Origin of the sequence: Phyllobacterium chamaecytisi (assembly GCF_020164455.1) — a bacterium.
GTDB lineage: Bacteria > Pseudomonadota > Alphaproteobacteria > Rhizobiales > Rhizobiaceae > Phyllobacterium > Phyllobacterium chamaecytisi.
The window spans coordinates 1-608 of the sequence record NZ_JAIQWW010000075.1 but is presented as its reverse complement, the minus strand read 5'-3'; the positions used below and the strand labels follow the sequence as shown (position 1 = coordinate 608).

2 protein-coding genes are annotated in these 608 nt (G+C 56.4%); both read left to right on the top strand.

The window, feature by feature from the left end; all coding sequences use genetic code 11:
• Positions 1–459 (top strand): 2Fe-2S iron-sulfur cluster-binding protein (locus LB462_RS30985; protein WP_224515966.1); only part of this gene is annotated, 459 nt, incomplete at its 5' end.
• Positions 456–608: FAD binding domain-containing protein (locus LB462_RS30980; protein WP_224515968.1), on the top strand; the 153-nt coding region annotated here is incomplete at its 3' end. The genes LB462_RS30985 and LB462_RS30980, both read left to right, overlap by 4 nt.

Here is a 608-nt window from a genome sequence, read left to right as displayed (position 1 = left end):
GACAATCGCACCACGCTGCTGGATCTGCTGCGCGAGCACCTGCATCTGACTGGCACAAAAAAAGGGTGCGACCACGGTCAGTGTGGAGCATGCACCGTGATGGTCGACGGCAGACGCATCAATTCGTGCCTGACACTCGCCGTGATGCATGAGCAGAACGAGATCACGACGATCGAAGGCCTCGGCGAACCCGGAAATTTACATCCCATGCAAGCTGCCTTCGTTAAACACGATGGTTTCCAATGTGGCTACTGCACGCCTGGACAGATCTGTTCCGCGGTCGCGGTGCTGCAAGAAATCAAGTCGAACATCCCCAGTCACGTCACCGGCGACCTGACGGCGCAAGCTGAGGCTACCCCCGGGGAGTTAAGAGAACGCATGAGTGGTAACATCTGCCGCTGCGGCGCCTATTCAAACATAATCGATGCCATTGCAGAAGTCTCGGGGAGGAAAGCATGAAAGCCTTCACTTACGAGCGCGCAGCTTCGATTGAGGCAGCCACAAAGGCGGCGGCGGCCAATCCCGATGCAAAGTTCATCGCAGGGGGCACCAATATTCTCGATCTCATGAAGCTCGAGATCGAAACGCCGACCCATCTGATCGATGTT